Below are 24,968 nucleotides of genomic sequence, written 5' to 3' on the forward strand. Positions count from 1 at the left end.
CAGGCTCTCCCGCTTTACCCTCTCTTCCTGACAGGGCATTGTAGATAAAATTGTGAGCGCTTCGCAAAGAGGTAAAATATGTCCCATTCCGCTCCGCTGACCCTCAGCACCCTGATCACTCGCCGCGACTGGGAAAACCCCGGCGTGACTCAATGGAATCGACTCCCTGCCCACGTGCCGTTGAGCAGCTGGCGTGACGAGCGCGCCGCGCGGGATGAGGGCCAGACACCCACCGTCCGATCGCTGAACGGGGACTGGCAATTCAGCTTCTTTACGGCTCCGGAGCAGGTTCCCGACAGCTGGACGCAACAGGATTGCGCGGATGTGGTGGTGATGCCCGTCCCCTCCAACTGGCAGATGCAGGGCTTTGATACCCCGATCTACACCAACGTCACCTACCCGATTGCGGTGAACCCACCGTATGTTCCGGCAGAGAATCCGACCGGTTGTTACTCGCTCACATTTGATATGGAAGAGCGCTGGCTGGAGAGCGGGCAGACCCGGCTGATTTTCGAGGGGGTCAACTCGGCCTTTTACCTGTGGTGCAACGGCCAGTGGGTGGGCTACTCCCAGGACAGCCGCCTGCCTGCGGAGTTTGATGTCTCTGCGTTCCTGCGTGCCGGCAGTAACCGCCTGGCGGTAATGGTGCTGCGCTGGTGCGACGGCAGCTATCTCGAAGATCAGGATATGTGGCGGATGAGCGGTATCTTCCGCGACGTCACTCTGCTGCACAAACCGGCCACCCATATCGCTGATTATCACGTCGTGACCGAGCTGAACGCCGATTATGATCGTGCCCGGCTTAAGCTCGGGCTGACCCTCGGCGGCAATGACTACGCCGATTGCGAAGTGAGCGTCAACCTGTGGCGGGAAGGGGAGCTTATCGCCAGCGCCACCGGCGTGCCTGGCTCGGACATTGTCGACGAGCGCGGCCACTGGCAGGAGAGGGTCAATGTTTCACTCCAGGTGGAACACCCGGCGTTGTGGAGCGCGGAAATCCCCGCCCTTTACCGGCTGACCCTTGCGCTACGGGATGCTCAGGGCCAGGTGCTGGACGTTGAAGCCTGCGACGTCGGATTCCGCCGGGTTGAAATCAGTAACGGGCTGCTGAAGCTCAACGGCAAGCCGCTGCTGATCCGCGGGGTGAATCGTCATGAGCATCATCCCGAGCGCGGGCAGGTGATGGACGAAGCGACCATGCGTCGCGACATTGAGCTGATGAAGCAGCACAATTTTAACGCCGTACGTTGCTCGCACTATCCTAACCATCCGCTGTGGTACCGTCTGTGCGATCGCTACGGGCTCTACGTGGTGGATGAGGCCAATATCGAAACTCACGGCATGGTGCCAATGAGCCGACTGGCCGACGATCCGCGCTGGCTGCCCGCCATGAGCGAGCGCGTTACCCGGATGGTGCAGCGCGACAGGAATCACCCGTCGATCGTTATCTGGTCCCTCGGCAACGAGTCCGGCCATGGCGCTAATCACGATGCCCTTTACCGCTGGGTGAAGTCGACCGATCCAACGCGGCCGGTCCAGTATGAAGGCGGTGGTGCCAATACCGCAGCAACCGACATTGTCTGTCCGATGTATGCCCGCGTCGATCAGGATCAGCCTTTCCCGGCAGTACCGAAATGGTCTCTTAAAAAGTGGATCGGCATGCCGGATGAGACCCGCCCGCTGATCCTCTGCGAGTACGCCCACGCCATGGGCAACAGCTTTGGTGGGTTTGCGAAATACTGGGAAGCCTTCCGCAAGCATCCTCGCCTGCAGGGCGGTTTCGTCTGGGACTGGGTTGACCAGGCGCTGACGAAATATGACGAGCAGGGGAACCCTTTCTGGGCCTACGGCGGTGATTTTGGCGATAAGCCCAACGACAGACAGTTCTGCCTGAACGGGCTGGTGTTCCCGGATCGCACCCCGCATCCGGCCCTGTACGAGGCCCAGCGCGCCCAGCAGTTCTTCACCTTTACCCTGCAAAGCCACTCCCCGCTGGTGGTGGAAGTGCAAAGCGACTATCTCTTCCGCACCACGGACAACGAGCAGCTGCGCTGGTCGGTGATGCGTGATGACGAAGTGCTGGCCACCGACGTTGTGGCTCTGAATATTGCTCCCCAGGGCACGCAACGCCTTGAGATTACCCTGCCGCAGTGGGCGGCAGCCCCGGGCGATGTGTGGCTGAACGTGGACGTGTTCCAGCCTGCGGCCACGCCGTGGTCCGGCGAAAACCACCTCTGCGCCTGGCAACAGTGGCCGCTGCCCGCGCCGTTATTTGTCGCAACGCCGAAAGCTGCCGGGGAAGCTCCGCTGCTGACCCGCGAGGATAACGCGCTGGTGATAACGCACCAGCAACAGCGCTGGCAATTTGACCTCACCAGCGGCGACCTGAGCCAGTGGTGGCGCGAGGAAGAGCCGACCCTGCTTTCACCGCTGACCGATAACTTCACCCGCGCCCCGCTGGATAACGATATTGGCGTCAGCGAAGCGACCCGTATCGATCCCAACGCCTGGGTGGAGCGCTGGAAAGCGGCGGGGATGTACAGCCTGACGCCGCGTCTGCTGCAGTGCGACAGCGAGCAGCTGGAGCAGGCGGTGACTATCACCACCCTGCATGCCTGGGAGCACGGTAAGCAGGTGCTGTTCCTGAGCCGTAAGTGCTGGCATATCGACAGCCAGGGCATGTTGCACGGCGATGTTGAGGTCCAGGTAGCGAGCGATATACCCGAGCCTGCGCGTATCGGGCTCTGCTGTCAGCTGGCCCTGACGCCACAAACCGTAAGCTGGCAGGGGCTCGGGCCTTATGAAAACTACCCGGATCGCAAGCTCGCCGCCCGCCAGGGGCGCTGGGAACTGCCGCTGGCTGAGCTGCATACGCCTTACATTTTCCCTGGCGACAACGGCCTGCGCTGCGATACGCGTCAGCTGAACCTGGGACAGCATCAGTTCGACGGCGATTTCCATTTCTCAGTAAGCCGCTACAGCCAGACGCAGCTGCGCGAGACGTCGCATCATCACCTGTTACGGGAAGAGCCCGGCTGCTGGCTGAACCTTGACGCTTTCCATATGGGCGTCGGCGGGGATGACTCCTGGAGCCCGAGCGTCTCTGCGGAATTTATCCTGCAGGAGAAAAAGGTGCGTTACGCCTTTAGCTGGCAACAGAACTAAACTTAATCGCTGATGCGGCTACACCGCGTGGCCGCACATTCACTTCGGAGGTTTATCTGATGAAGTATGTCGATGGTTTTGTGGTTGCCGTTCCCGCGGGCAATAAGGAGGCCTATCGCGAGATGGCGGCGAAAGCCGCGCCTTTGTTTAAGGAGTTTGGCGCGCTTCGCATCGTAGAGTGTTGGGCAGATGACGTGCCTGACGGCAAGTTAACCGACTTTCGCATGGCGGTGAAGGCGGAAGAGAACGAAGAGGTGGTCTTCAGCTGGATCGAATATCCTTCCAGAGCGGTTCGCGACGAAGCGAACCAGAAGATGATGAACGATCCCAGAATGAAAGCGTTTGGCGAGTCCATGCCCTTCGACGGTAAACGGATGATCTATGGAGGCTTCTCGCCTCTGCTGGACGAATAAACCTGCCGCCCGGCGGCGCCGTTCGCCGGGCGCTAAGCGTGAGACTCGGGGTCGAGATTGTTCTCCGCCCACTGAATAAATGCCTCTTTTGGCAGGGCTTTGCTGTAAAACCACCCCTGACCGTACTGCACTCCGTGGCTCCGTAGCCATGCCAGCTGGCCTTCGGTTTCAATCCCTTCTGCCACCATATCCAGGTTGAGTGATTTGGCCATCTCAATGATATGCGAGGTCACGTTTTTGTATTCCAGCGCGTCCACAAAGGACTTGTCTATTTTCAGCGTATCGACGTCCAGATCCTGGAGATAGCTGAGGCTGGAGTAGCCCGTTCCGAAGTCATCGATATAGACCGAGTGGCCTGCGCGCCTGAAGGCGGCAATGGCCGGGGCGCTGACGGCGGGATCGGCAAAGCCCCGCTCGGTCAGCTCCAGCGCAATCTGCGAGGGGGGAAGCTGCCACTGCTTCAGCAGGCGGCTCAGCAACGGCAGCACGGTTTTGGAAATCAAATCCTCCGGCGCCAGATTAATCGAGATATGGTGGCCCGGATGATGGCGCAGCCACTCGCCCATCTCCTCAAAGACTTTTTCGATGATAAGCGTTGTCAGCTGATTCGTCAGGCCCGTCTGCTCTGCCAGGGAGACGAAAATGTCCGGCGACAGGTAGCTGCCGTCCGGCTGCGGCCAGCGTGCAAGCGCTTCCGCACCCGTCAGCCTGCCGCTGTTTAACGCCACAATCGGCTGGAAATGAACCTGAAACTCCCGGGCATTAATGGCATCCAGTAAACGATGCCGGGGCGACTGCAGACGGCGTAACACGCGGTATATAAACCCGGCCGTCAGTAAACTGATCAGGATGCCAAAAGGCAGCCAGAAAATAAGCTGGTGGTGCCAGCTCTCTTTTAAGGGTTTCAGGGAAGACCACGCCACAATGGTGAACCCTAAGTCGGAGACATCGTGGCGGTTGTACATGACTCCATCATGCTGAAAATGTGCGCTGCCGCTGCGCTGCATTTCTCTGAATACCTGCATATCCAGGCTGTTACTGCTGGCAAAAACGATGTTGCGGCGCACGCCCACCAGCGCCACGTCGACCGACCAGGAGCCAAAGGGGATCACGTCGATCAGCGAGGCCGGATCGATCATGACAACATAGTGTTCGGTGCCAATCGCGGCCATATAGCGGTCAAGGCCCAGGTCGTTGTGCGAGGTGACCCAGGCCCGATAGCCGTCCGGGGTGATGCGCATGGCTGGTGGAAAAGGAGCAGCATGGCTCTCCTGCTCCAGCGATGAGCAGCGAGGTTTCAGATCCTCAACGTAAAGGACTTCCTGAATATAGCGCCAGGAGAAAGAGGCGCGGCGCATGGCCATCGCATGGTCGTAACTGCAGGGGATCCCTTTGAAAGCCTGCATTTCAGTCAGGGCAGATTTCGCCTGGTTAACCACCCTGTCGGTCCGGATTTGCACGCGTGCAGAGTAGTCGTTCAGATCCTCAACAAACTTATCTTCCGCATTGCGGTGCGCCAGCCAGACGCTCAGGCAGACAGGGGCAAGGACTGCAATAATGAGTACACAGATAACCGCACTGACCAGGTGTCGGGTTGTCATGCTCCTGTTTCCTTTTATAACGCCTGAGTGGGGCGCCCAGGCTTACGTACCATTTTAAGTGAATTATTCGCAAAGCGTAACGCGGTTATCACCCCAGACGCAGGTTGTTTTTCCATCGTGACTCGGATATGCTAATTGTTATGTTATAACAATTCATTTTTGAGGTAAGCATGCAGGTTCTGAATTCATTGCGCAGTGCCAAACAACGTCACCCAGATTGTCAGATCGTGAAACGAAAAGGGCGGCTGTATGTGATATGCAAATCTAATCCGCGCTTTAAGGCGGTGCAGGGACGTAAGAAGAGACGTTAAGCGGGTAGAGGTGCCTGCCGCTGAAAGCGAAGCTGACGGCGGCAGGTCAGAGCGGGATCAGGCTGTCGCGCGTGAAAGCGTAAAGACGTCGTAGAAGGAGAGCTCGCCTTTGGTGGCGATCATCTTCTGCAATTTCTCTTTTTGCTGTGACTCGACGTTGGGCGAGTGCAGAATGTTTTCGATCAGCTGACCAGGGACAAAGCGAGTGTTATACCACTCCCCGTTGTAGCAAACGCGAAAATCCAGTACATCAATATCTTCATAGCGGTAGCGCGGATTAACGTCGAAGAAGAAGAAGGCGTTAAAGACGATAAACAATACCACCAGCAACCAGACGGAACCGATCAGGGTTTCTGACTGCAGCATCACCACCAGCGTTGCCAGCCAGGCTGCGTACATAGCGATAAACAGACCGGGATGTTTGCGAATAAAACTGATGCTGAAACGCGGTTTGTTGTCACGCTTTTCACGAACATTGAGATCGTCAATGGTTTCGGTAAGCAGGCGTTGTATCTCGGTCATCTTCTGCCCTTTGTGAATTCGACTCAATACGAAGGATCCGTATATTTTAAGTGACCACAATGTGTGTGGAAAGTAACAGTTATGCTAAGAAAAATCATAACAGTTACCCGAAAAGGGCGGATGAGATAACAGGGTCTGTCTGTTCCGTACAACACAACCTCTCCATGGGCGATAGCGTCAGCCCAACCGGGTGAAGACTTGCCTGTAACGCAACGTATGAAGTACCTGAAAGGAGAGCGATTATCCCTGATAACTGTCAGACATAATCAGCGTACAAACTTCCATACCGCAGTAGGAATTTTATCATATAGCTTATTCATCGTCAGTTCGGCCAGACGATGATCCGCTGCTGAATAGAATACTGCCAGTTCATTATCAGAAAGCTCGTATTTATTTTTTTCAATCACGCGCTCAAGGGTGTCAATTGACTGACAACGTCGCAAACGCATCAAATAATCAGTCTTGGTTAATGGTTTATCAGACATAAATTCACCTAATTGTTTGTAATAATTTTAACTGGAGAAGCTAACGGATTAGCTCTGCTTGCCGTAACAAAACAACGAAAAAGCCGATTGCCCGATTTACGCCATTTTTGCAAATCCTGTGCGTTAATGCCGTAACTGCTGAATAACATAAAAGTGTCATCCAGGTATTCGTCAATTTGCTCAATCAACTTATTATCTTCGTTATACTTAATTTTATAATTAAGGGCGAAGGTAGCAATATGTTCAATCAACTCGTTTAGCTGCAAATTAATGGCAGACGTAGGATCGTTTACCCAGCCATGATTGCTCTCATCGAGATTGGTCAGGCAGTCATGGTACAGGGATTCACAAAGGAATTTCAACTGTGCAATATCTTGCCTTTTGGGCGAGTATTCGTCCATAGCGCATCCCCTTTTTGAGTGATTTTTTACTCACCGAACATCGTTGTCGGGAAGGGTACAACTGACTTAGCGTCAACGGCGACTGTTATGCCTCTTGCTTTAACTATAATCTACTCTAATCAGGATTTCACCGCGCTATTACGAAAAATTACAATTACGCAGCACTTTACCATCTGTGGCAGTCACTGTGTTATATATTGTTTTATCCTGACACGGAGCTTTACTTATCACCGGTCGTGATCTTTCAATCACTTCAAAAATGACGCGCAAGCCAGGTTAAAATCAAAAAACACCAGGAATACTCTTAATACCTAAGAAGCAACGCATAAAATTGAGAGTTTCTGTAAAAGAACCAGGCTAAATATGATAAGTCCTTTAAGCGTTACATTAAATATATAAACCCTCAATAAGCTAATTTTATGATTTTCAATTGCTAAAAAAAAGGCCGCATATGCGGCCTTTTTAACGGTTAACCCCGTATCGGTGTCATCACACCGGGTGATTGTGTTCGATATCGTCGCTCTTACGGCTGAAACGGCGGCGTACGACCACGAAGAACACCGGCACGAAGAAGATCGCCAGTACGGTTGCCGTCACCATCCCGCCCATTACGCCGGTACCTACGGCGTTTTGCGCGCCGGAACCTGCACCGGAGCTAATAACCAGCGGCATAACGCCGAGGATAAAGGCCAGGGAGGTCATCAGGATTGGACGCAGACGCATACGCACCGCTTCCAGCGTCGCTTCAATCAGGCCTTTGCCTTCTTTATCCATCAGATCTTTGGCGAATTCGACGATAAGTATCGCGTTCTTCGCCGACAAACCAATGGTTGTCAGCAGGCCCACCTGGAAGTAGACGTCATTGCCCAGGCCGCGGAACGTCGCCGCCAGCAGGGCACCAATGACCCCAAGGGGCACAACCAGCATAACCGAGAACGGAATCGACCAGCTCTCATACAGCGCCGCCAGACACAGGAACACGACAATCAGAGAGATGGCATACAGGGCAGGGGCCTGGTTACCGGACAGACGTTCCTGATAGGACATCCCCGTCCAGTCATAGCCGATACCTGCAGGCAGTTTACCCGCCAGCTCTTCCATCAGGTTCATGGCTTCACCGGTACTTCTGCCCGGTGCCGCCTGGCCCAGGATTTCCATGGATGGCAGACCGTTGTAACGTTCCAGACGCGGTGAACCATATTCCCAGTGTGAGGTTGAGAAGGCTGAGAACGGCACCATCTGTCCGTTGCTGCCGCGCACATACCAGTTATTGATATCGCTCGGCAACATACGGTACTGCGCTTCAGACATCACGTACACCTTCTTCACACGACCACGGTCGATGAAGTCGTTGACGTAGCTACCGCCCCAGGCTGCGCCCAGTGTGGTGTTGATGTCGCTGATAGATACGCCCAGCGCCTGGGCTTTTTCCTGATCGATATCCACTTTGAACTGCGGGGTATCTTCCAGGCCGTTCGGACGAACGCCAACCAGCAGATCGGGATGCTTCGCAACCTCGCCAAACAGCTGGTTACGCGCCTGAGTGAGTTTCTCGTGACCCAGACCGCCCTGGTCAATCAGCTGGAAGTCAAAGCCGGTTGCCGTACCCAGCTCAACGATCGCTGGCAGGTTAAAGGCAAAGACCATCGCATCTTTAATCTGCGAGAAGGTACCCATGGCGCGGCCAGTGATGGCTTCAACCTTATTCTCATCACCCGGACGGTCAGCCCAGTCTTTCAGAGAGACGAAGGCAATACCGGTGTTCTGACCACGGCCCGCAAAGCCAAAGCCGTTAACCGCAAACACCGATTCAACGTTGGCTTTCTCTTTGGTCAGGTAGTAATCCGTCACTTCATCCAGCACTTTCTGGGTACGCTCTTGCGATGCACCCGCAGGGAGCTGGGCCATCGTCAGGAACACGCCCTGGTCTTCATCCGGCAGGAAGGAGCTTGGCAGACGAACAAACAGGTAAGCCATGCCCACCACGATGATGATATAGAGCAGCAGATAACGACCCGTGCTGCGCAGGATGTTACCTATGCTGTCGGTGTAGTGATGCGTGCTCTTATCGAACATGCGGTTAAACCAGCCGAAGAAACCTTTTTTGTTTTCTCCGTGGTCGCCTTTAGCGACAGGTTTCAGCATGGTGGCACACAGCGCCGGGGTCAGGATCAACGCAACCAGAACCGACAGGGCCATCGCAGAAACGATGGTGATCGAGAACTGACGGTAGATCGCACCGGTAGAACCACCGAAGAAGGCCATCGGGATAAATACCGCCGACAGAACCATCGCGATACCCACCAGCGCGCCCTGGATCTGACCCATGGACTTACGGGTCGCTTCTTTCGGCGGCAGCCCCTCTTCGGACATCACGCGCTCGACGTTTTCGACCACCACGATGGCGTCATCCACGAGCAGGCCGATGGCCAGCACCATCCCGAACATTGTCAGGGTGTTTATCGAGAAACCGAAGGCCGCCAGGATAGCAAAGGTCCCGAGCAGAACCACCGGTACGGCGATAGTTGGAATCAGCGTCGCACGGAAGTTTTGCAGGAACAGATACATTACCAGGAAGACCAGGATGATCGCTTCTACCAGGGTTTTCACTACTTCGTGAATAGAGATTTTCACGAACGGGGTAGTGTCATACGGATACACGATCTTCAGGCCTGACGGGAAGAAAGGTTCCATTTTCTTCAGTTCAGCACGGATCGCGGTTGCGGTATCCAGGGCGTTAGCGCCGGTCGCCAGCTTAATACCCAGACCGGATGCCGGCTGGCCGTTAAACTTAGCGATAACGTCGTAGTTCTCACCACCCAGCTCCACCTTCGCCACGTCGCGCAGGCGAACCTGTGAACCGTCCGGATTCACCTTCAACAGAATCTTACTGAACTCATCAGCAGAGGTCAGACGGGTCTGGGCGATAATAGAGGCGTTCAGCTGCTGGCCTTTCACCGGCGGCGTACCGCCTAACTGACCGGCTGCCACCTGGGCGTTCTGCGCTTTAATGGCGTTGATCACGTCCACTGGCGTCAGCTGGAAGTTGTTCAGTTTGTTCGGGTCCATCCAGATACGCATTGCGTACTGCGAACCGAACAGCTGTACGTCACCCACGCCAGAAGTACGGCTGATGGCGTCCTTCATGTTAGCGCCCACGTAGTCGGAAATATCCTCCTGCGTCATGGTGCCGTTGGTGTTGATAACGCCGACAACCATCAGGAAGCTACTGGAGGATTTCTCCACGCTCACACCCTGCTGTTGGACTTCCTGCGGCAGCAACGGCATCGCCAGCTGCAGTTTGTTCTGCACCTGAACCTGAGCGATGTCCGCATCCGTACCGGATTCGAAGGTCAGCGTGATCTGCACCGTACCGGTGGAGTCACTGTTGGAGGACATGTACATCAGGTTATCGATACCGTTCATGTTCTGTTCGATAACCTGCGTTACGGTGTCCTGCACCGTTTTTGCATCAGCCCCTGGGTAGGTTGCGGAGATCGTTACCGCCGGTGGCGCAATGGTTGGATATTGCGCGACAGGCAGCTTCAGGATCGCAAGTCCCCCGGCCAGCATGATGATTATGGCGATCACCCACGCGAAAATGGGGCGATCGATAAAGAAATTAGGCATGTCTTAACGGCTCCTGTTTAAGTTAAGACTTAGGTTGTTCTGACTGACCGCCTGCTGAGGCTTGTTGTTGATTGTCAGACGTGACCTCTTGCGCTTTTACCTTGGCGCCTGGGCGAACTTTTTGTAATCCGGTAATAATGACGCGATCGCCATCTTTCAGACCTTCGGTCACCAGCCATTTATCACCAATGGCCTGGGTCGCCGTGATCTGACGAACTTCGACTTTGTCTTCAGCGCCAATCACCATCGCGCTGGCATCGCCGCGCGGTGTGCGGGTCACACCCTGCTGTGGAACCAGCAGTGCGGTTGGGTTAGTGCCTTCTTCCAGGCTTGCACGAACGAACATACCCGGTAACAGCGTATGGTTCGGGTTCGGGAAGATAGCGCGCAGGGTAATAGAACCGGTGGTCTGATCGACCGTTACGTCAGAGAACTCGAGGCTGCCGGCCTGCGGGAACTTAATGCCGTCGCTGGTAACCAGTTCAACTTTAGCTTTGCCGTTTTCCTGCTTCAGCGTGCCGTTCTCCAGCTCCTGTTTCAGGCGCAGGAAATCATTGCTCGACTGGGTAACATCGACATAGATCGGGTCAAGCTGCTGCACGGTTGCCAGCGCGTTAGTCTGGCCATTCTGCACCAGCGCACCTTCGGTCACGGATGATTTACCAATGCGGCCGCTGATAGGTGAGGTCACTTTGGTATAGGCCAGGTTGATGCGTGCAGTTTCAACGGCGGCTTTTGCCGCAAGAACGGCAGCATTAGCCTGCTGTGCGTCAGCCTGAGCGCTATCGTATTCCTGTTGGCTGATGTACTGAGTACCCAGCAGTTTCTGATAACGGTTGACGGTCAGCTGGGCAATTTTTGCAGCAGCCTGCGCTTTGGCCAGATCGCCTTTCGCGCTTTCGTAGTTAGCCTGATAGGTAGCGGGATCAATCTGATACAGAGAATCACCCGCTTTTACATCGCCACCTTCAGTAAAGTTACGTTTCAGGATGATGCCACTCACCTGTGGACGCACTTCCGCAATGCGGTAAGCACTGGTACGGCCGGGTAATTCAGTTGTTATCTGGAGAGGTTCGGTTTTGAGCGTCACGACGCCAACTTCTGGCACCTGCTGAGCTCCTTGTTGAGCCTGTTTTTCGTCACATCCTGTAAGCGCTAAGCTGCCTGAAAGCATCAGAACGATCGCCAGAGGCGTTAACCCTCTGTTTTTGTTCATATGTAAACCTCGAGTTTCCGATTTCAAATTGATCAATGGATCAAGCGTCCACAAACCCATTGCTGCGTTTATATTATCGTCGTGCTATGGTACATACATTCATAAATGTATGTAAATCTGACGCCTGTAAATTCACCTGCGCATGGCACGAAAAACCAAACAACAAGCACTTGCAACACGCCAACACATCCTTGATGTCGCTTTACGCTTGTTTTCGCAACAGGGGGTTTCATCCACCTCTCTGGCACAGATAGCTCAGGCGGCTGGGGTAACCCGGGGAGCGATTTACTGGCATTTCAAAAATAAGTCAGATTTATTTGGTGAAATTTGGGAGTTGTCAGAGTCCAGTATTGGAGATCTCGAGACTGAGTATCGGGCAAAATTCCCTGACGATCCACTCTCAGTTTTGAGAGAACTTCTGGTTTACATTCTTGAAGCAACAGTGACTGAAGAGCGTCGCCGTCTGATGATGGAAATTATCTTCCATAAATGTGAATTTGTTGGGGAAATGGCGATCGTGCAACAGGCGCAGCGCAGCCTCTGTCTGGCCAGTTACGATCGTATTGAACAGACGCTGATCCACTGTATCAAAGCGAAAATGCTTCCCGCCAATCTGCTGACCCGTCGCGCCGCCATTCTGATGCGCAGCTATATTTCCGGTCTGATGGAAAACTGGCTCTTTGCTCCGCAGTCTTTTGATCTGCAACGTGAAGCCCGTGATTATGTCGCCATTCTGCTGGAAATGTATCAGTTCTGCCCTACGCTCCGCGCCCAGCCTGAGACCCTGCGGGCCTGACCCCCAGGAATTATCCAGGAGCCCCCAGTTGACGCTATTTTGCTTTCAACTGGCGTGATATTCTTCACGCCGGTCTATTGGGTCATTCATCACACAAATTACACATATTATGTCGCACTACACACGCAAACAGCATTCTGTTTTTGCCTTTATCCTGGTTTTCTTTTTTGCCTTCCTGGCTTCGCCGGTTGCCTTTGCGCGTGGCGATAACACCAGTGACATGCCAACCCGGGCAGATGTTCAGAGTCAGCTCGATAGCCTGAGCAAACAAAAAGAGCTTACTCCTCAGGATAAGCTGGTGCAGAAGGACCTGACTGAAACCCTGGAAACAATCGATAAGATCGAGCGGGTCAAGGCCGAAACCACACAATTACGTCAGAAAGTGGCTCAGGCACCCGAAGCGATGCGCAAGGCGACCGAAAGCCTGAATGCGCTGAGCGATGTCGATAATGATGACGAAACCCGCAAAACGCTGGCGACGCTCTCATTGCGCCAGCTGGAACAGCGCGTGTCCCAGCTTCTGGACGACCTGCAAACAGCCCAGAGCGATCTCGCCACCTACAACAGCCAGCTGGTTTCCCTGCAAACCCAGCCCGAGCGTGTACAGAATGCGATGTATACGGCGTCTCAGGAACTGCAGCAGATCCGCAATCGCCTGAACGGTACCTCTGCGGGGGAGGCGGCGTTACGCCCCACGCAGCAGACGTTACTCCTGACGCAGCAGGTTCTGCTGAATGCCCAGATTGAACAGCAGCGTAAGAGCCTGGAAGGCAACACCGTTTTGCAGGATACCCTGCAAAAACAGCGCGACTATGTCACGGCCAACATCAACCGACTGGAACACCAGCTGCAGCTGCTGCAGGAGGCGGTGAACAGTAAGCGACTCACTCTGACCGAGAAAACCGCCCAGGAAGCCGTAAACCCGGACGAAAACGCCCGTATCCAGGAAAATCCGCTGGTGAAGCAAGAGCTGGATATTAACCATCAGCTTAGCCAGCGTTTGATCAAAGCGACCGAAAACGGCAACTCGCTGGTTCAGCAGAATATTAAAGTGAAAAACTGGCTGGATCGCGCCCTGCAGTCGGAACGTAATATCAAAGAGCAGATTGCCGTCCTTAAAGGCAGCCTGCTGCTGTCGCGTATCCTTTATCAGCAACAGCAGACCCTGCCTTCCGCCGATGAGCTGGAGGACATGACCAACCGCATCGCGGATCTGCGACTTGAGCAGTTTGAGGTCAACCAGCAGCGCGACGCTCTGTTCCAGACCGATGCCTTCGTCGCCAGACTGGAAGAAGGCCACAGCAGCGACGTCAATAGCGAGGTCCACGATGCGCTGCTGCAGGTGGTGGATATGCGCCGCGAGCTGCTGGACCAGATGAACAAACAGCTGGGCAATCAGCTGATGATGGCCATTAACCTGCAGATCAACCAGCAACAGCTGGTGAGCGTATCCAAAAGCCTGCAGGAGATCCTCACCCAGCAAATCTTCTGGGTAAACAGCAATAAACCCATGGACTGGGACTGGATTAAATCTTTCCCGGGCATGCTGAAAGACCAGATTAAGGCGATGAAAATCACCGTTAACTGGGAAAAAGCAGGCCCTGCAGTGGCGTTTGCTTTCCTGGCGGGTCTACCGCTGTTGCTGATTGCCGGCCTGATTCGCTGGCGTCTCGCCTGGCTGAAAAAATACCAGACGAAGCTGGCGCAGGAGGTGGGACAGCTGCGTAATGACAGCCAGCTTCACACCCCGAAAGCGATTCTTATCGATTTGATCCGTGCCCTGCCGGTCTGTCTGTTTATCCTTGCTGCTGGCCTGATCCTGCTGACCATGCAGCTCAACATCAGCGATCTGCTGTGGGCCTTCAGCAAAAAGCTGGCCCTCTTCTGGCTGGTCTTTGGCCTGTGCTGGAAAGTGCTTGAAAAAGACGGCGTGGCGGTAAACCACTTCAATATGCCTGCCCAGCTGACCAGTCACTGGCGCCGCCAGATTGTGCGCGTCAGCCTGGCGCTGTTGCCGCTGCACTTCTGGTCCGTGGTGGCGGAACTCTCTCCGCTGCATCTGATGGATGATGTGCTGGGGCAGTTTGTTATCCTGCTTAACCTGCTGCTGATTAGCGTGCTGATGTGGCCGATGTGCCGCGACAGCTGGCGCGACAAAGAGTCTCATGCCATCCGCCTTGTGACCGTCACCGTGCTCTCTGTCATTCCGGTGGCGCTAATGGTGCTGACGGCAACCGGCTATTTCTATACCACCCTGCGTCTTTCAGGCCGCTGGATTGAAACCGTCTATCTGGTGCTCATCTGGAACCTGCTCTATCAGACCGTGCTGCGCGGGCTCAGCGTTGCCGCGCGCCGTATTGCCTATCGTCGTGCTCTGGCGCGTCGACAGAATATGGTGAAAGAGGGGGCTGAAGGCGCCGAGCCGCAGGAAGAGCCGACCATCGCTCTGGAGCAGGTAAACCAGCAAACGCTGCGTATTACCATGCTGGTGATGATTGCTCTGTTCGGCGTGATGTTCTGGGCGATCTGGTCTGATTTAATCACCGTTTTTGCCTACCTCGACAGCATTACGCTGTGGCACTACAACGGTACCGAAGCGGGCGCGGCGGTAGTGAAAAACGTCACCATGGGCAGCCTGCTGTTTGCGCTGGTTTCGTCGGTGGTGGCCTGGGCCTTGATCCGCAACCTGCCCGGTCTGCTGGAAGTGCTGGTGCTCTCGCGCCTGAACATGCGCCAGGGGGCCTCCTACGCCATTACCACTATCCTGAACTACGTGATTCTGGTGGTTGGCGCCATGACCGTCTTCGGGTCGCTCGGCGTGTCGTGGGATAAGCTGCAGTGGCTGGCGGCGGCGTTGTCGGTCGGTCTTGGTTTTGGTTTGCAGGAGATCTTCGGTAACTTCGTCTCAGGTCTTATCATCCTGTTCGAACGTCCGGTGCGTATCGGCGATACGGTGACCATCGGCACCTTCTCGGGTACCGTCAGCAAGATCCGTATTCGCGCCACCACGATCACCGACTTCGATCGCAAAGAGGTGATCATCCCGAACAAAGCGTTCGTGACCGAGCGTCTGATCAACTGGTCGCTCTCGGACACCATTACCCGCGTGGTGATCCGCCTCGGCGTGGCTTATGGCTCCGATCTGGATGCGGTGAAAAACGTGCTGCTGAAAGCGGCGATGGATCACCCGAAAGTGATGCACGATCCTGAGCCGGCCGTCTTCTTTACCACCTTCGGGCCGAGCACCTTAGATCATGAATTGCGTCTGTACGTGCGTGAATTGCGTGACCGTAGCTACACGGTGGATGAGCTGAACCGCACCATCGAACGCCTTTGCCGCGAGAACAACATCAATATCGCGTTCAACCAGCTTGAAGTGCATCTGCGTAATGAGAAGGGCGACGAGCATACTGAAGTTAAACGTGAAATTAAGGGTGACGACCCGACGCCAGCGTGAAATGACCTTTACCCTCGCCCCAAAGGGGTGAGGGTATAGTTTGCTTCCTCTTACTCAGGGGAGAGGGGCGGGTTGAGGAGAGCTTTTCCCTTCATAATCCCGCTTCACAATCTCCAGCGCCTTCAGCACCGTCTCGGTCGGAATGGCATGATTCTCCAGCAACATAATCAGGTCGACGGCCAGCTTTACTTCATCGGGGGCGTTTTCCAGTGACACACACTACTCCTGTTAACGGGTCAGACGCGCGATCACGCGTTCAATATCATCCAGTGCCTTGCGGCAGCGCTCAAGCCGTCCTTCAAGTGCGGTGATTTCGCGCATCAGCATCTGCTGTTCTTCCAGCGTTTCGGCCTGATTCAGCCGGGTCTCGCGTTCAGACTTCATTTCACATAGCCGACGTTCAAACTCCTGGTGTTCCAGACGCTTGCGCTGCCATTTTGTGGTGCCCGCAGTGGCACCGTCCCAGATGCGTAACGGCCAGGCGGCGATCTCCCGATGCAGGGCGGCAATCTGTTCTGCCAGATGACCGGCCAGCCAGGCGACCTGCTCAGACTGCGCGTTGTCCACAGCGTGGCGCAACTCATCCAGATGATGCTGGGCTTCATCGAGATAATCTTTCATCAGGGTGCTGCGGGTGCGGAACAACTGCCGGTCAAAACGCGGCTTCAGGGTGGCGTGCTGCATCAGCGGCGCGGCCTGCTCGCGCAGGGTGGTCAATTGATTTTGCAACGTCTGTAAAAGCAAGGCTGTTTTCAATCCGCACTCCAGTGGTACAGTAGCCGTTCAGTTTGATAACGATTTGCATTATGCAGCGTACTATTCTAATCATCATTGGCTGGCTTGCGGTAGTGCTCGGCACGCTCGGCGTCGTTTTACCTCTATTACCAACCACGCCCTTTATATTGCTGGCGGCGTGGTGCTTTGCCCGTTCTTCGCCGCGTTTTCACCACTGGCTGCTTTACCGCTCCTGGTTTGGCGGCTATCTGCGTCACTGGCAACAGTACCGTGCGATGCCCCCCGGCGCTAAGCCACGGGCCATTGCGGTGATCCTCGTGACCTTTGCCCTTTCATTATGGATGGTAAAAATCATGTGGGTGCGGATCCTGCTGCTGGCGATCCTCACCTGCCTGCTGATTTTCATGTGGCGGATCCCCGTAGTTGATGGAAAGCAACAAAAGCAATAATCATCAGTATGGCTGTTGCAATTCTTGTGCGCAGCCAGTAAATTCGACCGTTTTCGAGCACGGGCAGAGCTGGTCAAAGGTTAAACAATTGTTACTTTGACCGACCATTAATCCGCTCCGTGAGTAACACCGTTTTCATCAGGCATCCATTTATGACCGCAACTGCGCAGCAGCTTGAATTTCTTAAAAACAGCATCAAAAGCATCCAGGATTATCCGAAGCCTGGCATTCTTTTCCGTGATGTCACCAGCTTGCTGGAAGACCCGAAAGCGTATGCTCTCAGCATTGAACTGCTGGTTGAGCGCTATAAAAACGCGGGGATCACCAAAGTTGTAGGAACCGAGGCCCGCGGCTTCCTGTTTGGCGCTCCGGTTGCGCTGGCAATGGGCGTGGGCTTTGTGCCGGTACGTAAGCCGCGCAAGCTGCCTCGCGAAACCATCGCCGAGAGCTACGAGCTGGAATACGGCACCGACCAGCTTGAGATCCACGTTGATGCGATCAAACCAGGCGACAAAGTCCTGGTAGTTGACGATCTGCTGGCAACCGGCGGCACCATTGAAGCCACCGTGAAGCTGATTCGTCGTCTGGGTGGTGAAGTCACCGATGCGGCCTTCATCATCAACCTGTTCGATCTGGGCGGTGAACAGCGCCTCGAAAAACAGGGCATCACCAGCTACAGCCTCGTGCCTTTCCCGGGACATTAATCCTCCCGCCCGCAACCTCGCCCAATGGGTGAGGTTGTGTTAGCATTACCCCCCTGAATATCCACCTTCCAGCGTTGCAGAGCCTGCCCATGAGTTATCAGGTGTTAGCCCGTAAATGGCGACCCCAAACCTTTGCTGACGTTGTCGGCCAGGAACATGTGCTGACCGCCCTGGCGAACAGCTTATCGCTAGGACGTATCCATCACGCCTGGCTTTTTTCCGGCACCCGTGGCGTCGGTAAAACCTCTATTGCCCGTTTGCTGGCGAAAGGCCTTAACTGCGAAAGCGGGATCACCGCGACGCCGTGCGGCGTCTGCGATAACTGCCGTGAAATCGAGCAGGGACGTTTTGTCGATCTGATTGAGATCGATGCCGCCTCGCGCACCAAAGTCGAAGATACCCGCGATCTGCTGGATAACGTCCAGTACGCTCCGGCGCGCGGCCGCTTCAAGGTCTATCTGATCGATGAAGTGCACATGCTGTCGCGCCACAGCTTTAACGCCCTGCTGAAAACGCTGGAAGAGCCGCCTGCACACGTTAAGTTCCTGCTGGCGACCACCGATCCGCAAAAGCTGCCGGTCACCATTTTATCCCGTTGCCTGCAGTTCCATCTGAAGGCGCTGGACGTCACGCAGATCCGCGATCGGCTCGAATATATTCTCAACGAAGAGCAGGTTGCCCATGAGCCGCGTGCATTGCAGCTGCTGGCGCGTGCTGCCGATGGCAGCCTGCGCGATGCCCTCAGCCTCACCGATCAGGCGATTGCCAGCGGTGATGGCAAGCTGACGACCCAGGCGGTGAGCACAATGCTCGGCACGCTGGATGACGATCAGGCGCTGTCGCTGATTGAAGCGGTTGTCGGGGCCAACGGCGAGCGGGTGATGGAGCTGGTCAATGCCTCTGCATCACGCGGCGTCGAGTGGGAAGCCCTGCTGGTTGAGATGCTCAGCCTGCTACACCGTATTGCGATGGTGCAGCTCTCCCCGGCGGCGCTGGGCCCGGATATGGTGGCCATCGAACAGCGGATGCGCGAGCTGGCGCGCACGATCCCGCCAACGGACATACAGCTCTACTATCAAACGCTGTTAATTGGCCGTAAGGAACTGCCGTTCGCCCCTGACAGACGTATGGGGGTTGAGATGACATTGCTGCGCGCGCTGGCGTTCCATCCGCGCATGCCGCTGCCGGAACCTGAGGTGCAGCCGCAGTCGTTCGCGCCGGCCGCGCCAACGGCAGTGCTCACGCCGCCGCAGGTGCCCGCGCAGCAGAGTGCGCCACCGCCGCGCCACGAGGTGCCGCTGTCGGATGCCACCAGTTCGGTGCTGGCTGCCCGTAGCCAGCTACAGCGTGCTCAGGGAGCAACCAAGCCAAAAAAGAGTGAACCGGCAGCGCCTGCAAGAGCGCGGCCGGTCAATAACGCCGCGCTTGAACGTCTGGCTTCGGTCACGGATCGCGTCCAGTCGCGTTCGACAACGGTGACGTCTGAGCCAAAGGCGCCGGTTAAGCAAGAAGCGTATCGCTGGAAAGCGACCACCGTCACCGAAGAGGTGAAGGTCGAAATAGCCACGCCGAAGGCGCTGAAAAAGGCGCTGGAGCATGAGAAAACGCCTGAACTCTCCGCCAAACTTGCCGAGGAGTCCCTCGCGCGCGATCCCTGGGCGGCAGAGGTCAGTAAACTTAAGCTGCCGAAGCTGGTGGAGCAGGTAGCGCTTAACGCCTGGCGCGAGCAGGACGGCAACCGAATCTGTCTGCATCTGCGCCCGGGCCAGCGTCACCTGAACTCGGCGAGCGCGCAGCAGGTCCTGACTGAGGCACTCTCCACATTACAGGGTGCCCCGGTTGAATTGACCATCATTGAAGATGATAATCCGGCGGTGCGAACGCCGCTGGAGTGGCGTCAGGCCATTTATGAAGAGAAACTCGCGCAGGCGCGTGAGTCGATTATCGCGGATAATAACATTCAGACCCTGCAGCGTTACTTTGATGCAGACCTGGATGAAGAGAGTATTCGACCCATTTGATCGTGAGTCTGACTTACGGTTGTTATCTTTAACGTGAAAGAAGAGAGAAGCCTATGTTTGGTGGTAAAGGCGGTCTGGGTGGTCTGATGAAGCAGGCCCAGCAGATGCAGGAAAAAATGCAGAAGATGCAGGAAGAGATCGCGCAGATGGAAGTCACTGGCGAATCTGGCGCAGGTCTGGTCAAAGTGACCATCAACGGCGCGCATAACTGCCGTCGCGTAGAGATCGACCCAAGCCTGCTCGAAGACGACAAAGAGATGCTGGAAGATCTGGTCGCCGCTGCATTTAACGATGCTGCGCGCCGTATCGACGAAACTCAGAAAGAAAAAATGGCTTCTGTATCCTCCGGAATGCAGCTGCCACCGGGCTTTAAGATGCCGTTCTGATGCAAACCAGTCCGCTGCTTACGCAGTTAATGGAAGCGCTGCGCTGCCTGCCGGGCGTCGGCCCGAAGTCGGCGCAGCGTATGGCGTTTACTCTGCTGCAACGCGATCGCAGCGGCGGAATGCGCCTGGCGCAGGCGCTGACCCGCGCCATGTCGGAAATTGGTCACTGTGCCGATTGCCGCACCTTTACCGAGCAGGACGTGTGTAACATCTGCGCCAACCCGCGTCGTCAGGAAAACGGTCAGATTTGCGTGGTGGAGAGTCCTGCGGACATCTACGCCATCGAACAGACCGGACAATTTTCTGGCCGCTACTTTGTGCTGATGGGCCACCTTTCACCCCTTGACGGTATTGGTCCGGATGATATCGGCCTTGACCGGCTGGAACAGCGCCTGAAATCGGAAACGATCGCTGAGGTGATCCTCGCTACCAACCCAACGGTGGAAGGGGAGGCGACAGCCAACTATATCGCCGAGCTGTGTGCCGAGTCGGGCGTCGACGCCAGTCGTATTGCCCACGGTGTTCCGGTTGGCGGTGAGCTGGAGATGGTCGACGGCACCACGCTGTCACACTCTCTGGCCGGTCGTCACAAGATTATTTTCTGACCAAACGGAGGCTGCAGACGCGGCCTCCGCTTGAAAAAATTCCCCCCTGGCCCCATCTCTCCCTCAACGCTTTTAAACCCCATTAAATGGCATTGTTGAGGTCGACTTAGTATGAAAGGACAAGAAACCCGTGGTTTCCAGTCAGAAGTAAAACAACTTCTGCACCTGATGATCCATTCTCTTTATTCCAATAAAGAAATTTTCCTGCGTGAGCTTATCTCTAACGCCTCTGATGCGGCAGACAAGCTGCGTTTTCGTGCGCTCTCGAAGCCAGAGCTGTATGAAGGTGACGGCGAACTGCGCGTACGCGTGTCGTTTGATAAAGAAAACCGCACCCTGACCATCGCGGATAACGGCATCGGGATGACCCGCGATGAAGCCATTGATCATCTTGGCACCATCGCTAAATCCGGCACCAAAGCGTTCCTGCAGTCAATGGGCTCCGATCAGGCTAAAGACAGCCAGCTGATCGGCCAGTTCGGCGTGGGCTTCTACTCCGCCTTCATCGTGGCGGATAAAGTCACCGTACGCACCCGTGCGGCTGGCGAAAGCGCGGAAAACGGCGTGTTCTGGGAATCCCACGGCGAAGGTGAATACACCGTTGCCGATATCACCAAAGCCGATCGCGGGACCGAGATCACGCTGCACCTGCGCGAAGGGGAAGATGATTTCCTCAACGACTGGCGCGTACGCTCCATCATCAGCAAATATTCCGACCATATCGCGCTGCCGGTAGAGATCGAAAAACGGGAAGAGCAGGACGGCGAAACCGTGATCTCCTGGGAGAAGATCAACAAGGCGCAGGCGCTGTGGACGCGTAACAAGTCTGAGATCAAAGACGAAGAGTACACCGAGTTCTACAAGCACATCGCCCATGACTTTACCGATCCGCTGACCTGGAGCCACAACCGCGTGGAAGGGAAGCAGGAGTACACCAGCCTGCTGTACATCCCGGCGCAGGCGCCGTGGGATATGTGGAACCGCGATCACAAGCACGGCCTGAAGCTGTACGTGCAGCGCGTGTTCATCATGGACGAAGCCGAGCAGTTCATGCCGAACTACCTGCGCTTTGTGCGTGGTCTGATTGATTCTAACGATCTGCCGCTGAACGTCTCCCGTGAGATCCTCCAGGACAGCACCGTGACCCGCAACCTGCGCAACGCGCTGAGCAAACGTGCGCTGCAGATGCTGGATAAGCTGGCGAAAGATGACGCGGAAAAATACCAGACCTTCTGGAAACAGTTCGGCCTGGTGCTGAAAGAGGGGCCGGCAGAAGATTCCTCTAACCTCGAAGCTATCGCCAAACTGCTGCGCTTCGCCTCCACGCACACCGACTCTTCCGAGCAGACCGTATCGCTGGAAGAGTACATCTCCCGCATGAAAGAAGGGCAGGAGAAGATCTACTACATCACCGCCGACAGCTATGCCGCGGCGAAGAGCAGCCCGCACCTGGAGCTGCTGCGTAAGAAAGGCATCGAAGTGCTGCTGCTTTCCGATCGCATCGATGAGTGGATGATGAACTACCTGACCGAGTTCAGCGGTAAAGCGTTCCAGTCCGTTGCTAAAGCCGATGAGTCCATCGACAAGCTGGCGGATGAAGTGGACGAAACCGCAAAAGAGGCGGAAAAAGCCCTGGAGCCGTTCGTTGAGCGCGTAAAAACCCATCTGGGCGATCGCGTCAAAGAGGTGCGTTTCACCCACCGTCTGACGGATACCCCGGCTATCGTCACCACCGACGCCGACGAGATGAGTACCCAGATGGCGAAGCTGTTCGCCGCTGCGGGCCAGAGCGTACCGGAAGTGAAGTACATCTTTGAACTGAACCCGGATCACGCCCTGGTGAAACGCGCAGCCGAAACGCAGGACGAAGCCCGCTTCGCCGAGTGGGTTGAACTGCTGCTGGATCAGTCCCTGCTGGCCGAACGCGGCACGCTGGAAGATCCGAACCAGTTCATCAAGCGCGTGAATGCGCTGCTGCTGGCGTAACTGACCAAGCCTCCCCTGGTCTTCTCCCTCTCCCCGTGGGAGAGGGCCGGGGTGAGGGCACCAGACCGCACTAAACCAAATAATCTCCCCTCATTAACCGTTTCAGCCCTCCCGCCTTCCTTGAGCGATACCCGTTCTGATGGTATTGTTTAGCGCTTTTTGAAAAATTGAATCGACTTTTGAGGGGATTTTCGCAATGCGTATTATTCTGCTTGGCGCTCCGGGCGCGGGTAAAGGAACTCAGGCTCAGTTCATCATGGAGAAATACGGTATTCCGCAAATCTCTACCGGTGACATGCTGCGTGCCGCTGTTAAATCTGGCTCCGAGCTGGGTAAACAGGCGAAAGACATTATGGATGCCGGCAAGCTGGTAACCGATGAGCTGGTTATCGCTCTGGTTAAAGAACGCATTTCTCAGGAAGACTGCCGTAACGGTTTCCTGCTGGACGGCTTCCCGCGTACCATTCCTCAGGCTGATGCCATGAAAGAAGCGGGCATCAATGTGGATTACGTGCTGGAATTCGACGTACCGGACGAACTGATCGTAGACCGTATCATCGGTCGTCGCGTACACGCTGCTTCCGGCCGCGTTTACCACGTGAAGTTCAACCCACCTCAGGTGGAAGGTAAAGACGACGTGACCGGCGAAGAGCTGACCACCCGTAAAGACGATCAGGAAGAGACCGTGCGTAAGCGCCTGGTGGAATACCATCAGATGACCGCGCCGCTGATCGGCTACTACACCAAAGAAGCGCAGGCGGGTAACACCAAATACGCGAAAGTTGACGGCACCAAAGCCGTTGCTGATGTTTGTGCAGAGCTGGAAAAGATCCTCGGCTAATCGCGCCACCACTAAATCATTCGGGCTGCATCGCGGCGGCAAGCACGCGAATCCCCAGGAACATAGATCACTATGTGACTGGGGTGAAAGTGCGCAGCCAACAAAGAGGCAGCCTGAAGGATGACGTGGTTCTCACCCGGGTCCCCGGGTGAGAAATATTCTCATCTTACCTATCACAGCAATGGGTTTCGTTTAAACGCATTTCCGCTACAATTGACAACCTATCAAATGGTTATGAGGCGTGAATGAGTCAGGCGAAAACCGGCATCCTGCTTGCCAATTTGGGTACCCCAGAAGCACCTACTCCAGCGGCGGTAAAACGCTACCTGCGACAATTTTTAAGCGACACTCGCGTCGTGGATACCCCAAGACTCCTGTGGTGGCCCCTGCTGCGCGGCATCATTCTGCCGATCCGTTCTCCGCGTGTGGCAAAGCTCTATCAGTCCGTCTGGATGGAGGAGGGCTCGCCGCTGATGGTCTACAGCCGTCGTCAGGAGAAAGCGCTGGCCGCCCGTCTGCCGGATATGCCGGTGGCGCTGGGCATGAGCTACGGAAAACCTTCCCTGAAAAGCGCCGTCGACGATCTGCTGGCCCAGGGCGTTGATCACATTGTGGTGCTGACGCTCTATCCGCAATACTCCTGCTCCACCGTGGCCGCAGTCTGGGATGAACTGGCGCGTATTCTGGCCACTCGCCGCCGCATTCCCGGCGTGACCTTTATTCGCGATTACGCGGATAACGAGCTGTACATCAACGCCCTTGCCAGCAGCGCCCGCGCGTCCTTTGAGAAACACGGCGAGCCGGACCTGCTGCTGCTCTCCTATCACGGTATTCCGCAGCGATTTGCCGACGAAGGGGATGATTACCCGCAGCGCTGTCGCGACACCACCCGGGAGCTGGTTTCTGCCCTCGGCCTGCCGCCGGAGAAGGTGATGATGACCTTCCAGTCGCGCTTTGGCCGCGAGCCGTGGCTGACCCCTTATACCGACGAGACCCTGAAAATGCTGGGCGAGAAGGGGGTGAAGCATATTCAGGTGATGTCGCCGGGCTTTGCGTCGGACTGTCTGGAAACCCTGGAAGAGATCGCGGTGCAAAACCGGGAATTCTTCCTCGAAGCGGGCGGCACAAAGTATGAGTATATTCCGGCGCTTAACGACGACCCTGAGCACATCGACATGATGGTGTCGCTGGTGACCCACAGCCGCTGATCGCACTCTGAGCCGGGTTTGTGCTACCATTCCCGG

The 24,968-nt window shown here is 55.7% G+C and carries 21 protein-coding genes and 1 other annotated feature; of the genes, 13 read left to right on the plus strand and 8 right to left on the minus strand.

Translation table 11 applies throughout. From position 1 onward, the window contains the following. Positions 1 to 78 precede the first annotated feature (78 nt). Complete coding sequence (locus tag NB069_RS04835) at positions 79 to 3,165, plus strand: beta-galactosidase (RefSeq protein WP_250588015.1); 3,087 nt, start codon at positions 79 to 81, stop codon at positions 3,163 to 3,165. Positions 3,166 to 3,224: 59 nt separating this feature from the next. Beyond that, entirely contained in the window at positions 3,225 to 3,578 is a 354-nt protein-coding gene (locus NB069_RS04840) for a DUF1428 domain-containing protein (RefSeq protein WP_250588017.1), read from the plus strand. Positions 3,579 to 3,610: 32 nt separating this feature from the next. Here NB069_RS04840 and NB069_RS04845 read toward each other — a convergent pair whose 3' ends face one another. After that, positions 3,611 to 5,179 (minus strand): EAL domain-containing protein, encoded by a 1,569-nt coding sequence (locus tag NB069_RS04845; protein WP_250588019.1) that lies wholly within the window; start codon positions 5,177 to 5,179, stop codon positions 3,611 to 3,613. Between the two features lie 170 nt (positions 5,180 to 5,349). Here NB069_RS04845 and ykgO point away from each other — a divergent pair, with 170 nt between their 5' ends. After that, positions 5,350 to 5,490: a type B 50S ribosomal protein L36 gene (gene ykgO, locus NB069_RS04850; protein ID WP_003859006.1), complete on the plus strand. Its 141-nt coding sequence runs from the start codon at positions 5,350 to 5,352 to the stop codon at positions 5,488 to 5,490. 57 nt (positions 5,491 to 5,547) lie between these two features. Here the strand turns inward: ykgO and NB069_RS04855 are convergent, their stop codons facing one another. The 5 genes from NB069_RS04855 to acrA form a co-directional block, all read right to left on the minus strand. Beyond that, positions 5,548 to 6,012, minus strand: a complete 465-nt coding sequence (locus NB069_RS04855; protein ID WP_250588021.1) for a YlaC family protein — start codon at positions 6,010 to 6,012, stop codon at positions 5,548 to 5,550. Positions 6,013 to 6,278: 266 nt separating this feature from the next. Further along, positions 6,279 to 6,497, minus strand: a complete 219-nt coding sequence (locus tag NB069_RS04860; RefSeq protein WP_032616864.1) for an HHA domain-containing protein — start codon at positions 6,495 to 6,497, stop codon at positions 6,279 to 6,281. A gap of 8 nt (positions 6,498 to 6,505) precedes the next feature. Beyond that, positions 6,506 to 6,898, minus strand: coding sequence for an Hha toxicity modulator TomB (gene tomB / locus NB069_RS04865; protein WP_250588023.1), 393 nt, complete (start codon positions 6,896 to 6,898; stop codon positions 6,506 to 6,508). Positions 6,899 to 7,387: 489 nt separating this feature from the next. Then, positions 7,388 to 10,528: a multidrug efflux RND transporter permease subunit AcrB gene (gene acrB, locus NB069_RS04870; protein ID WP_250588025.1), complete on the minus strand. Its 3,141-nt coding sequence runs from the start codon at positions 10,526 to 10,528 to the stop codon at positions 7,388 to 7,390. Between the two features lie 22 nt (positions 10,529 to 10,550). Next, on the minus strand, positions 10,551 to 11,744 hold the full coding sequence (gene acrA / locus NB069_RS04875) for a multidrug efflux RND transporter periplasmic adaptor subunit AcrA (protein WP_250588027.1): 1,194 nt from the start codon (positions 11,742 to 11,744) through the stop codon (positions 10,551 to 10,553). Positions 11,745 to 11,886: 142 nt separating this feature from the next. Here acrA and acrR point away from each other — a divergent pair, with 142 nt between their 5' ends. Both acrR and mscK read left to right on the plus strand, forming a co-directional pair. Continuing rightward, a complete protein-coding gene (gene acrR, locus NB069_RS04880) occupies positions 11,887 to 12,540 on the plus strand; it encodes a multidrug efflux transporter transcriptional repressor AcrR (protein WP_250588028.1) in 654 nt (217 codons plus the stop codon). A gap of 109 nt (positions 12,541 to 12,649) precedes the next feature. After that, positions 12,650 to 15,997 (plus strand): mechanosensitive channel MscK, encoded by a 3,348-nt coding sequence (mscK, locus tag NB069_RS04885; RefSeq protein WP_250588030.1) that lies wholly within the window; start codon positions 12,650 to 12,652, stop codon positions 15,995 to 15,997. Between the two features lie 54 nt (positions 15,998 to 16,051). Here mscK and rsmS read toward each other — a convergent pair whose 3' ends face one another. Next, positions 16,052 to 16,213 (minus strand): pleiotropic regulatory protein RsmS, encoded by a 162-nt coding sequence (gene rsmS / locus NB069_RS04890; RefSeq protein WP_250588032.1) that lies wholly within the window; start codon positions 16,211 to 16,213, stop codon positions 16,052 to 16,054. Between the two features lie 12 nt (positions 16,214 to 16,225). Further along, on the minus strand, positions 16,226 to 16,753 hold the full coding sequence (gene priC, locus NB069_RS04895) for a primosomal replication protein N'' (RefSeq protein WP_250588036.1): 528 nt from the start codon (positions 16,751 to 16,753) through the stop codon (positions 16,226 to 16,228). Positions 16,754 to 16,803: 50 nt separating this feature from the next. Between priC and NB069_RS04900 the strand changes: the two genes are divergently transcribed. The 8 genes from NB069_RS04900 to hemH all read left to right on the plus strand — a co-directional run bounded on the left by NB069_RS04900 (position 16,804) and on the right by hemH (position 24,932). Further along, positions 16,804 to 17,181, plus strand: coding sequence for a DUF454 family protein (locus tag NB069_RS04900; RefSeq protein ID WP_250588046.1), 378 nt, complete (start codon positions 16,804 to 16,806; stop codon positions 17,179 to 17,181). 152 nt (positions 17,182 to 17,333) lie between these two features. Then, positions 17,334 to 17,885 carry an adenine phosphoribosyltransferase gene (apt, locus tag NB069_RS04905; RefSeq protein WP_010428187.1) on the plus strand — a complete coding sequence of 184 codons (552 nt, stop codon included), beginning with the start codon at positions 17,334 to 17,336 and terminating at the stop codon, positions 17,883 to 17,885. A gap of 89 nt (positions 17,886 to 17,974) precedes the next feature. Continuing rightward, entirely contained in the window at positions 17,975 to 19,906 is a 1,932-nt protein-coding gene (gene dnaX, locus NB069_RS04910) for a DNA polymerase III subunit gamma/tau (protein ID WP_250588048.1), read from the plus strand. Further along, positions 19,236 to 19,300, plus strand: a sequence feature (DnaX frameshifting element). (Overlaps the previous gene by 65 nt.) Positions 19,907 to 19,959: 53 nt before the next feature. Beyond that, the gene (locus NB069_RS04915) at positions 19,960 to 20,292 is read left to right on the plus strand and encodes a YbaB/EbfC family nucleoid-associated protein (RefSeq protein ID WP_014882811.1); all 333 of its coding nucleotides are present in this window, start codon (positions 19,960 to 19,962) and stop codon (positions 20,290 to 20,292) included. Beyond that, positions 20,292 to 20,897: a recombination mediator RecR gene (recR, locus tag NB069_RS04920; RefSeq protein ID WP_250588052.1), complete on the plus strand. Its 606-nt coding sequence runs from the start codon at positions 20,292 to 20,294 to the stop codon at positions 20,895 to 20,897. Before NB069_RS04915 ends, recR begins: the two co-directional genes overlap by 1 nt. Before the next feature lie 111 nt (positions 20,898 to 21,008). Continuing rightward, positions 21,009 to 22,883, plus strand: a complete 1,875-nt coding sequence (htpG, locus tag NB069_RS04925; RefSeq protein ID WP_250588054.1) for a molecular chaperone HtpG — start codon at positions 21,009 to 21,011, stop codon at positions 22,881 to 22,883. 196 nt (positions 22,884 to 23,079) lie between these two features. Next, the gene (adk, locus tag NB069_RS04930) at positions 23,080 to 23,724 is read left to right on the plus strand and encodes an adenylate kinase (protein WP_250588056.1); all 645 of its coding nucleotides are present in this window, start codon (positions 23,080 to 23,082) and stop codon (positions 23,722 to 23,724) included. A gap of 245 nt (positions 23,725 to 23,969) precedes the next feature. Beyond that, complete coding sequence (gene hemH / locus NB069_RS04935; RefSeq protein WP_250588063.1) at positions 23,970 to 24,932, plus strand: ferrochelatase; 963 nt, start codon at positions 23,970 to 23,972, stop codon at positions 24,930 to 24,932. Positions 24,933 to 24,968: the final 36 nt, after the last annotated feature.

It is taken from the genome of Leclercia adecarboxylata (genome assembly GCF_023639785.1).
GTDB classification, from domain to species: Bacteria; Pseudomonadota; Gammaproteobacteria; order Enterobacterales; family Enterobacteriaceae; genus Enterobacter; species Enterobacter adecarboxylatus_D.

What these genes read in the sequence shown, in the direction of transcription:
- NB069_RS04835 (WP_250588015.1), top strand. Translation starts at nt 79, where the DNA reads ATGTCCCATTCCGCTCCGCTGACCCTCAGCACCCTGATCACTCGCCGC.
- ykgO (WP_003859006.1), top strand. Translation starts at nt 5,350, where the DNA reads ATGCAGGTTCTGAATTCATTGCGCAGTGCCAAACAACGTCACCCAGAT.
- recR (WP_250588052.1), top strand. Translation starts at nt 20,292, where the DNA reads ATGCAAACCAGTCCGCTGCTTACGCAGTTAATGGAAGCGCTGCGCTGC.
- htpG (WP_250588054.1), top strand. Translation starts at nt 21,009, where the DNA reads ATGAAAGGACAAGAAACCCGTGGTTTCCAGTCAGAAGTAAAACAACTT.
- NB069_RS04860 (WP_032616864.1), bottom strand. Translation starts at nt 6,497, where the DNA reads ATGTCTGATAAACCATTAACCAAGACTGATTATTTGATGCGTTTGCGA.
- NB069_RS04900 (WP_250588046.1), top strand. Translation starts at nt 16,804, where the DNA reads ATGCAGCGTACTATTCTAATCATCATTGGCTGGCTTGCGGTAGTGCTC.
- acrR (WP_250588028.1), top strand. Translation starts at nt 11,887, where the DNA reads ATGGCACGAAAAACCAAACAACAAGCACTTGCAACACGCCAACACATC.
- adk (WP_250588056.1), top strand. Translation starts at nt 23,080, where the DNA reads ATGCGTATTATTCTGCTTGGCGCTCCGGGCGCGGGTAAAGGAACTCAG.
- mscK (WP_250588030.1), top strand. Translation starts at nt 12,650, where the DNA reads ATGTCGCACTACACACGCAAACAGCATTCTGTTTTTGCCTTTATCCTG.
- NB069_RS04855 (WP_250588021.1), bottom strand. Translation starts at nt 6,012, where the DNA reads ATGACCGAGATACAACGCCTGCTTACCGAAACCATTGACGATCTCAAT.
- NB069_RS04915 (WP_014882811.1), top strand. Translation starts at nt 19,960, where the DNA reads ATGTTTGGTGGTAAAGGCGGTCTGGGTGGTCTGATGAAGCAGGCCCAG.
- NB069_RS04840 (WP_250588017.1), top strand. Translation starts at nt 3,225, where the DNA reads ATGAAGTATGTCGATGGTTTTGTGGTTGCCGTTCCCGCGGGCAATAAG.
- tomB (WP_250588023.1), bottom strand. Translation starts at nt 6,898, where the DNA reads ATGGACGAATACTCGCCCAAAAGGCAAGATATTGCACAGTTGAAATTC.
- acrA (WP_250588027.1), bottom strand. Translation starts at nt 11,744, where the DNA reads ATGAACAAAAACAGAGGGTTAACGCCTCTGGCGATCGTTCTGATGCTT.
- NB069_RS04845 (WP_250588019.1), bottom strand. Translation starts at nt 5,179, where the DNA reads ATGACAACCCGACACCTGGTCAGTGCGGTTATCTGTGTACTCATTATT.
- acrB (WP_250588025.1), bottom strand. Translation starts at nt 10,528, where the DNA reads ATGCCTAATTTCTTTATCGATCGCCCCATTTTCGCGTGGGTGATCGCC.
- apt (WP_010428187.1), top strand. Translation starts at nt 17,334, where the DNA reads ATGACCGCAACTGCGCAGCAGCTTGAATTTCTTAAAAACAGCATCAAA.
- hemH (WP_250588063.1), top strand. Translation starts at nt 23,970, where the DNA reads ATGAGTCAGGCGAAAACCGGCATCCTGCTTGCCAATTTGGGTACCCCA.
- dnaX (WP_250588048.1), top strand. Translation starts at nt 17,975, where the DNA reads ATGAGTTATCAGGTGTTAGCCCGTAAATGGCGACCCCAAACCTTTGCT.